Below are 8,974 nucleotides of genomic sequence, written 5' to 3' on the forward strand. Positions count from 1 at the left end.
TACCTTATCGGCAAAATCCTACCTGCTCGCGGTTATATAGAGGGTATGCGCATCCAACATAAGCATTTATGTTCCCTAAGACATAGTCCTATCTCACATAAATAAAAAATTTACTGTTGTGACAGCCTAAAATTGCTATTCACAGAATAATCATTCTGAACATATGTTCACTTCTAGTTTAAGTAACCTGTACATATGCTCTTAAAATTACTATTTCTATAGGTATCTATTCCTAAAATGCGAGCATGACTACTACAGATTCTCCAAAGAAGAAGGGTTCTGTACCCCGCTGGCTTGCTATCCCGACAGCAAAACCTCAACTGAACACAGCAGAGGTCGCATCGAAGTACCCACGCCTACGTTTTCAGGTTTTTATGGGTATTTTTATCGGGTACGCAACGTTTTATCTGATTCGCAATAACGTTCCGCTTGTTACGCCGATTCTGACTCATGAGCTCGGTTTTAGTAATGCGGCTATTGGTGCGCTTTCTACGGCGTTGCTTTTAGCCTATGGTTTCAGCAAATTCTTTACCGCTATGATTTCTGACCGCTCTAATGCGCGGTTATTCCTCCCCATAGGATTAGTACTTTCTGGTATTGCAAACGTTCTGCTCGCTATCGCCGGGTACATGGGGTCCGGTGCGGCAGCTGCAGGATACGGGGCCGCAATCGCATCCACCATGGCCGCCATTATGGTCTTCAACGGTATCTTCCAGGGTATGGGGTGGCCGCCCTCAGGTCGCGTGCTCGTGAACTGGTTCTCTACGAGCGAGCGCGGGTCTAAGGTTTCTCTTTGGAATACCGCACATAACGTTGGTGGCGCGCTCTCGGGTCTTTTGGTCGCCTGGGGTTTCACGCTCTTCGGTAAAACCTGGCAGGTTGCTTTTTGGTTCCCTGCGGTGATTAGCTTTGTGCTTGCTTTTGTGGCGTGGCTGCTGATTCGCGATAATCCGGAGGCTGAGGGCCTGCCCACTATTGACGTGTACCGCAACGATCCCCACAAGGTTGAGTCCACGGACGAAGACCGTTCTGAATCAACATGGACGACTATTCGTAAGCATGTGCTGACTAATTCGACCATGGTGTATCTGGCTCTTGCTAATGTCTTTGTGTACACGCTGCGCTACGGTGTGCTGGTGTGGGCTCCTAAATATCTGCACGATGTGCGCCACGCCTCCCTTGAGGGCGGTATTGCTGGGTTCTCAATCCTGGAACTTGCCGGTATTGGCGGCACCATTCTCTGCGGTTTCGTCTCTGACTATGTCTTTAAGGGTCGTCGTTCACCCGCGGGTATTCTCTTCTTGATTGCTACCGTAGGCGCTATTTTGCTGTATTGGCTGCCTTCAGCCGATGCTCCGCTCATTATCGCCTATATTGCGTTGGCGCTGATTGGCGGTCTGATTTATGGGCCGGTGATGCTGATTGGTTTGCAGGCTATCGACCTGTCGCCTTCACATGTCGCGGGTACCGCCGCAGGATTTACCGGTCTTTTCGGGTATGCTCTGGGTGCTACGTTGGCTTCTACCGGTATCGGCATCATTGTGGATCACTGGGGCTGGAGCACCGCCTTCATCTTCATGATCGTGTGCTCGGGACTGGCTATTGTGTTCCTCTGGCTTGTTAATGGGGCAGAGAAGCGCATGATGGCTGAGAGGGATAAGAAACTCGCTGCAGAAAACGCGCAGGCGTAATTTCAGTTTCCGCGAGCAGGTGGTTTTTGATTCGAGCAGGTAGGATTTTCCTACCTTATCGGCAAAATCCTACCTGCTCGCGGTTGCCTTTAAGGGGCAAAGGGTGGCAGCGTTCACCGAATTACGCCCCTGAGGGAATATGCCGAAGAGGTGTTATCTTCAAGGTTCTCGCGCCATAAAGCCCCTAGAATGGGGTCATGGATAATGCAAAGAACTCTGGAATTACGACCGAATGGGTCGATAATGCGGTTAAACCGGGCGATGATTTCTTCCGCCACGTGAACGGCCGCTGGCTCGATACCTATGAAATTCCCGCCGACCGTTCCAAAGACGGCGGGCTGTACACTCTGCGCGATGATGCCGAAAAGCATGTGCGTGAGATTGTTGAGCGTATCGCCAAGGAACAGCCTGAATCCCGCATCGGCGCGCTCTACAACTCTTTTATGGATACCGAAAAGATTGAGTCCGACGGGCTGGAACCGCTCATGCGCGAGGTTGCCCCGATTCTCAACGCCGCCACAAGCGACCAGCTCGCCGTCACTCTAGCGCTCCTCTCACGGGCTGGGCTGGCGCAGCTTCTCGGGTGGTACACCAGCATCGATCAGAAAGACCCCGAGCACTACGTCTTTTACCTCACCCAGGCCGGGTTGGGCCTGCCCGATGAAGCGTACTACCGCGAAGAGAAGTACGAGCAGGTGTGCGCCGCGTATATCGAGCATATTGCCACCATGTTCGAGCTGACCGGTCTTACCGAGAGCTTCACCCTAACCCCTATGGAGGCGGCACAGCTCATTTTCTCGCACGAGACCGAGATCGCCGCACATCATTGGGATGTCGTGAAAAACCGTGATGCAGAGGCGAAATATAACCCCGTCAAAGCCACCGAACTTGACGAGAAGTTCCCCGGTTTCCCGCTCCAGCAGTGGCTTCTTGCGCTGGGGGCAGACCCCAAAGAGCTGGGCACGGTCATTGTTTCTCAGCCTTCTTTCCTGGAGGGCGTGGCGAACATGTGGCAGTCCACCCCGCTGATGACCTGGAAACTCTGGGCCCTGTGGTGCGCTATCCGTTCCCGCACGCCCTACCTACCGGATGCGTTCGTGCAGGAAAACTTCAATTTCTACGGTCGCACTCTCTCAGGCACCGAAGAGCTGCGCGAACGCTGGAAACGCGGCGTTGCGGCTGTGGAGAACGCGCTCGATCAGGAGCTCGGCAAGGAATACGTGGCGGTGCATTTCCCGCCGGAACACAAGGAGAAAATGCTCAAGCTGGTCAATAACCTGCTGGAAGCATACCGCCGCTCCATCACGAACCTGGATTGGATGACCGAAGCCACCCGCGAGAAGGCACTGGAAAAGCTCTCGAAGTTTGTCACGAAGATCGGCTACCCGGACGAGTGGCGCGACTACTCGAAACTGACCCTGGTGCCCGGTGACCTGTTCGAGAACCTGCGCCGCACCGCCGCCTTTAACAGCGATTTCATGATCGATCGCGCTGGCGACCCGGTTGATAAGAACGAATGGCTGATGTCTCCGCAGACCGTGAACGCCTACTATATGCCGCCCGCTAACGAGATTGTGTTCCCCGCGGCTATTCTGCGCCCGCCCTTCTTCGACCCTGAGGCCGACGACGCAGCGAACTACGGCGGCATCGGCATGGTAATCGGTCACGAGATCGGCCACGGGTTTGACGATAAGGGTGCGCTCTATGATGGCGACGGCGCGCTGAATAACTGGTGGACCGAGGAGGATTTCGCCGAGTTTACCAAGCGCACGAGCGCGCTGGTGCAGCAGTATAACGCCTACACCCCGGCGAACCTTGACCCGCAGAAGTTCCGGGTGAACGGCGAACTAACTCTGGGTGAGAATATCGGCGACCTTTCGGGTCTGTCAATTGCGTTGAGGGCCTATGAGATTGCGCTTGCCGAGCAGGGCATCACCTCACTGGCGGATGCGCCGGTCATCGACGGCATGACGGCCGCGCAGCGCCTGTTCTGGTCTACCGCGCAGGGATGGCGCACTAAGTCACGCCCGCAGCATGCGGAGATGATGATTTCGGTGGATCCGCACTCCCCCGACGAGTTCCGGGTGAACGGCGTGGTGCGCAATATCGACGAGTTTTATGATGCGTTCGATGTTCCTGAGGACAGCAAACTGTACCTGGCGCCTGAGGATCGCGTGCGTATCTGGTAACCGCCTGCCAGCTCCCAATAGCGCGAGCAGATAATATTTTGGCGAGCAGATAACGGATTGCTATCTGCTCGCCGAAATATTATCTGCTCGCGCGGGTTAAAAGATACCGTATTGCCCAAAGCACCGCCGCTGTAAGGGCTAAGGATGCGGCACATACGAACGCATATGTTCCGGTATCTACCCGCACACTTAGATGTGAGAAGAGTAGATTTCCCAGCGATGTAAAAAGCGCTGCCGCTAAACTAAAGACAGACATTACTTTTCCAATATGCCCAGCATCGCTCTTCTTCTGCAAATCCGAGAAAAGACCAATAGTATAGATAACAATAATTCCACTCACTATACTTTGTGCAGTAATAACGCTGATAATTCCGGGTATAAGTGCCAATACATACGCGCCACCGATAACCAGCAGTAATATTTGTGGATGCGCCCACCGCCTCAGCGCAGGTATGCGGTTGAGAATAAAAGATGCAGCCACGGCGCCCATAGTTCCCATAAACACACCAATACCGTAAACTTCTTGCCCTAACCCCAAGTAAGCAATTCGCCCTAGAAGCAGGAAAAGGGTTGAGGCACCCCACATATTGAGGAGAGCGGCGAAGACAAGTTCACGTCTAAAATATGCACTAGAGGCTATATATACTAGTCCAAACCTTAAATCATGAAGTATATGCGTTTTTTGGAATACTTCGGAGCCCTCTGAGCGTCGGATAGCGACAGACCCAGCGGGCAGCATAAAAGTGAGCACTAAAGACAGAATAAATGACACCAAATTGACGATGATTGAAAGCTCTAGGGCATTCGCAAAATTCTGCATGAGAATCATGGTTCCCACGAGGGGGCTCACAGCACGGGATAGTTCTCCCACCATCGAATAGGTACTATTGTATTTTTCAAATTCTCGATTTCCAAGAATCTCAGGAATAATAGCGCGGCTTGTGGGGCTGTACGCAGTCGCGGCTAAAGACATGAGAGCCGAAAGAATAATCAGTATATAAACGATAAATTCTCCGCGTGCTGACGATAAAAGAATAAGAGCGCACAGGCAGCAGAGGCTATTAAAAATATCGTAGAAAATCAGCAGGGATTTTTTCTTAAACCTGTCAATGACAACAAATCCAAGAATGCTGGCGAGGAATATGCCCGCACCGCTACACGCATTCATCACCCCAACCATCTGCTGACCGGCGTGCTGGCTGATATACCAGGTCACCACAATGGTGTAGGCGACGGTGCCTATGCGTGAAAGCGCCGTCGCCGGGATGAGATAGTACGCTTTACTGCACCTCACCACGTTCCGCAAAACCTCTCAGAGCAGAAGGCTAGATGCTCGATCCACTACTGCTGCTAGAGCCTGAACCTACCTGGCTGCGGAAGGCCGCGGCGAACCCGCCAATAACCCAGTGCCCGTTTTCATACTTCCCTGTTATATCCACGTCGAGCGTGGTGCTGCGGGAGCTTGAGGGGACATCAGCATCCCTTCCTGAGGTGGCGATAAAGCTACCCAACCCTATGGTGAATCGGGAAGGCCAGGTGTATTCCCCGCCGGATTCTTTGGGCTTCGGTGTGGTGAGGTTGGCTGTCACCTTGGGTTCTTCAAACCAGATCGTTGAAAACTGGTACGAGGATGACTTAACGGAGCTTTTATCTGTATCATTCAGCGCAGTCTGCTCGATCAGGCTGTCGTCACCGCTCTCCATCATGTACTGGGTCGCCGCAGTATAGAACGCGATACTGGAATACAGCCCTGCCACCGAGTTTTCGTCGGCGTTCTTAGGTTTGATGGGTTTGGGCACGTTCTTCGCGCGTTCGGTGCGGGTCGCCTTACGATACTCCCCCGCCGAGGTATCGTATTCGTCAATCTTCGCTTCGCCACTGAAATCGTTGCGATAGCTTGCCGTAGCATCCGTCGGGAGCGGTTTCACGCTGCCGGCGTTGGATGCGCATCCAACAAAAGCGAGCGCGGAACCTGCGCCCAGCACACCTAGGGCGGTTCTGCGGGATACAAACGACTGTGCCATAAGAAAGACCTTTCATCGATAGCGACTATTGTTCTAACACTATTATCCCGGATACTCCCGGCCAGTACTATCCCCTGGAATTAGGCACTCAGGTTACCCGCTGAGCCAAAGCTAGAAGACAAATCGGTATTGGTGGGAATATCGATCAGCAGCCAGCGTCCGTTGTTATATCGTGCCTTAAACTCTCCGTCGTGAACGTCTTTATTTGCCTCGCTGGGAATGTCTACCGCAGTGCCCTCATACACTACAAAATTACCTGTTGAGAATGTGGTCGTTGCCGCCCATGTGTAGACGTCACCGTTCTGGGTGGGAGTCGGGTCTTTGAGCGTAAACGTCATTTTAGGGTCTTCAAACCACATATTTTCAAGCTCTTTCACACTGCTTTCCTCAAAGGCTTCGGCTCCGTTTATTCCTCCCACAAAGGTAATTTCTTTGAAGGGAGAGAAATCGTTAGTCATAATTCCGTAGGTGAAGGCTGCCCCAAGAAATCCAAATAGGGAGTAGAGCCCGGCGGAACTTTTCTCGGTCATCATGGCGGTTTTCACCGGTTTGGGCACGTTCTTCGCGCGTTGGGTACGGGTTGCGCGCACGTATTCTCCTGCGGAGGTGTCGTAGCTGTTGAACGTGACCTCACCCGAATAGTCGGCACGGTAGCTCGCGGATGCGTCCGCCGAGAGCGGCTGCACGCGGGAGGCGCATCCGGCGAAGGCGAGCGCGGAACCGGCGCCTAGCACCCCGAGGGTGGCTCTGCGGGATATGGACGAGGAAGTCATGGGCGGGCACCTTTCTCATGGAAACGGAAAATACGGCGTCGTTACCGGTATTTTCGTTCGGGGAGAGATGTTACCGTGACGGGCGCATCCTCTATTATCCCGGAGTAGAGCCGCAGTACAGGTAATTATGACACTCCCGCCACATACAAGCCCCGCAGACATAGATTAAGCCCGCAGAAACGCACGTGTTTCTGCGGGCTTGTCCTATATTTACGTCCGATGCGGTTCAGCCCGAAAGAGGTTTAGAACCCGAGTCCTCCGCCGCTGCCGGAACCGGTGGATGCGCCACCGCTGGCGCTGGGGCTTGCGGAGCTGCTCATTCCAAGGTCAATTTCCCAGACACCATCTTTATAGGTACCTGTAAAGGTTTGCAACCATTCCTGATGCCGCGATTTCTCGGGGATATCCGTCACCTGACCGTTTTCAACCGTAAAGCTACCCATATTTATTGATACCTTTCCTTCCCATGTATAGGTGTCGCCTTCAATCTTGGGCTGCGGAGTATCAAGAGAAGCTTTGATAGTGGGGTCTTCAGACCAAGACTTATCCGGTACCCCAGAAGATTTCACCTGTTCTTCAAGCTTTGAGACGTGTTCTTTGCCTTTAAGGTTGCTTTCCATAAGAGCACTGCCGTCTGCCGTCATATAGAAATACTGGAAACTAGCAATAATAAAGGCGATATTCTGATAGAAGCCCTCCACCGATTTATCATTCAGGTTATCCGGCTTAATAGGTTTCGGAACGTTCTTCGCCGGATGCTCACGGGTTGCAGGTTCATAGTTCCCGGCGGAAGTATCAAACTTCTCGAACTTGACCTCGCCACTGTAATCGTCACGCTTCGACGAATCAGAACCGCCGCCGCCATTAGAATTACTGGTTGAGCACGCGGCAAGAGCAGCCGCCGCAGAACCGGCGCCGATCACCCCAAGAGCGGAACGGCGAGAAATAACGTACTGATCAGACATAATATTTCCTTTCTGTTCAGACCTTCTGCTTTATGATGTTAGAATCCGAATCCGCCCAGACCGGAACCAGTGGACGACCCGCTGCCAGCGCCAGGGGACGCGGATTTACTTGTCTCAATGCTGATTTTCCACTTACCATCCTGATAGGTACCAATAAATATCGCCGCCTCTTCACTGATACGCTGATCTTGGGGAACATCATGCGCCTGGCGACTATATACATAAAAATTTCCGCGGTCTACAATTATTTTGCCATTCCAGTTGTATTTATCGCCCTCGATCGTCGGTTGAGGGGTATCCAAAGAGATTTTGAACTTGACATCGGTCCAGTTTTTCTCAGTGTAATCCTCTTTTATATATGTTTTTATAGTCTGCGCGAGAGAGTCCTTATAATCGAAGTTGGTTTCTAATAACGGATCGACGTTCCATGTTCCCCCCAAGTACTGGATTGCAGCCATGATGAACCCAATGTTGGCGTAGAAGCCCTCCACCGATTTATCATTCAGGTTATCCGGCTTAATAGGTTTCGGAACGTTCTTCGCCGGATGCTCACGGGTTGCAGGTTCATAGTTCCCGGCAGAAGTATCAAACTTGTCATACTTCACCTCGCCGCTGTAATCATCACGCTTCGACGAATCAGAACCGCCGCCGCCATTAGAATTACTGGTTGAGCACGCGGCAAGAGCAGCCGCCGCAGAACCGGCGCCGATCACCCCAAGAGCGGAACGGCGAGAAATAACGTACTGATCAGACATAATATTTCCTTTCTGTTCAGACCTTCTGCTTTATGATGTTAGAATCCGAATCCGCCCAGACCGGAACCAGTGGACGACCCGCTGCCAGCGCCAGGGGACGCGGATTTACTTGTCTCAATGCTGATTTTCCACTTACCATCCTGATAGGTACCAATAAATATCGCCGCCTCTTCACTGATACGCTGATCTTGGGGAACATCATGCGCCTGGCGACTATATACATAAAAATTTCCGCGGTCTACAATTATTTTGCCATTCCAGTTGTATTTATCGCCCTCGATCGTCGGTTGAGGGGTATCCAAAGAGATTTTGAACTTGACATCGGTCCAGTTTTTCTCAGTGTAATCCTCTTTTATATATGTTTTTATAGTCTGCGCGAGAGAGTCCTTATAATCGAAGTTGGTTTCTAATAACGGATCGACGTTCCATGTTCCCCCCAAGTACTGGATTGCAGCCATGATGAACCCAATGTTGGCGTAGAAGCCCTCCACCGATTTATCATTCAGGTTATCGGGTTTAATAGGTTTCGGAGCGTTCTTTGCGGGATGCTCACGGGTTGCAGGTTCATAGTTCCCGG

General features: G+C 52.1%; 8 protein-coding genes. 2 read left to right on the forward strand and 6 right to left on the reverse strand.

Annotated features, from left to right (window positions below):
- The first annotated feature begins 245 nt into the window (after positions 1 to 245).
- Positions 246 to 1,691, forward strand: a complete 1,446-nt coding sequence (locus HMPREF2958_RS01990; RefSeq protein WP_070449880.1) for an MFS transporter — start codon at positions 246 to 248, stop codon at positions 1,689 to 1,691.
- A gap of 197 nt (positions 1,692 to 1,888) precedes the next feature.
- Positions 1,889 to 3,880 (forward strand): M13 family metallopeptidase, encoded by a 1,992-nt coding sequence (locus HMPREF2958_RS01995; RefSeq protein ID WP_070696087.1) that lies wholly within the window; start codon positions 1,889 to 1,891, stop codon positions 3,878 to 3,880.
- Positions 3,881 to 3,959: 79 nt separating this feature from the next.
- On the opposite strand, the gene HMPREF2958_RS02000 is transcribed toward HMPREF2958_RS01995, so the two are convergent.
- The 6 genes from HMPREF2958_RS02000 to HMPREF2958_RS02025 form a co-directional block, all read right to left on the reverse strand.
- Positions 3,960 to 5,174 carry an MFS transporter gene (locus HMPREF2958_RS02000; RefSeq protein ID WP_246827988.1) on the reverse strand — a complete coding sequence of 405 codons (1,215 nt, stop codon included), beginning with the start codon at positions 5,172 to 5,174 and terminating at the stop codon, positions 3,960 to 3,962.
- Positions 5,175 to 5,205: 31 nt separating this feature from the next.
- On the reverse strand, positions 5,206 to 5,904 hold the full coding sequence (locus HMPREF2958_RS02005) for a DUF6318 family protein (RefSeq protein WP_070628142.1): 699 nt from the start codon (positions 5,902 to 5,904) through the stop codon (positions 5,206 to 5,208).
- Positions 5,905 to 5,984: 80 nt separating this feature from the next.
- Positions 5,985 to 6,677, reverse strand: a complete 693-nt coding sequence (locus HMPREF2958_RS02010) for a DUF6318 family protein (RefSeq protein ID WP_070628144.1) — start codon at positions 6,675 to 6,677, stop codon at positions 5,985 to 5,987.
- Positions 6,678 to 6,919: 242 nt separating this feature from the next.
- On the reverse strand, positions 6,920 to 7,642 hold the full coding sequence (locus tag HMPREF2958_RS02015; RefSeq protein ID WP_070696091.1) for a DUF6318 family protein: 723 nt from the start codon (positions 7,640 to 7,642) through the stop codon (positions 6,920 to 6,922).
- Between the two features lie 38 nt (positions 7,643 to 7,680).
- Complete coding sequence (locus tag HMPREF2958_RS02020) at positions 7,681 to 8,397, reverse strand: DUF6318 family protein (RefSeq protein ID WP_070696093.1); 717 nt, start codon at positions 8,395 to 8,397, stop codon at positions 7,681 to 7,683.
- Between the two features lie 38 nt (positions 8,398 to 8,435).
- On the reverse strand, positions 8,436 to 8,974 hold a 539-nt coding region (locus tag HMPREF2958_RS02025; protein WP_070696095.1), incomplete at its 5' end, for a DUF6318 family protein.

Source organism: Rothia sp. HMSC036D11, assembly GCF_001814205.1.
Taxonomy (GTDB): Bacteria; Actinomycetota; Actinomycetes; order Actinomycetales; family Micrococcaceae; genus Rothia; species Rothia dentocariosa.